This window comes from Burkholderia sp. Tr-862, from assembly GCF_011753085.1.
GTDB classification, from domain to species: domain Bacteria; phylum Pseudomonadota; class Gammaproteobacteria; order Burkholderiales; family Burkholderiaceae; genus Burkholderia; species Burkholderia ambifaria.
The window spans coordinates 1-238 of record NZ_VWWG01000258.1 but is presented as its reverse complement, the minus strand read 5'-3'; the positions used below and the strand labels follow the sequence as shown (position 1 = coordinate 238).

The window sequence follows — 238 nt, the reverse complement described above, 5'->3', positions numbered from 1 at the left end:
TTCTCCTGTATTGTTCTTCTCTTCTTTTATTGTTGCTGATATGTTATGTGTCTCACTTGTGATGTACTTTCTAGTTCTTACTTTAGTTGTGACTCTCATCATCCATCTCACATTCATATTATTGTTCATATTTTTGTTTCGTGTTTGCTCTTTTTTTGTCTTTCTCTGTCGTCTGTTGTTTTTTTTCTTGTTATTTACAGTGTATTTTGTATTTTTTTTTTTTTTTTTTTTTTTTTTC

General features: G+C 27.7%; 1 protein-coding gene. It reads right to left on the bottom strand.

Annotated features, from left to right (window positions below):
- The coding region (locus F3J14_RS35475) for a hypothetical protein (RefSeq protein WP_211080421.1) at positions 1-238 on the bottom strand (238 nt) is incomplete at both ends.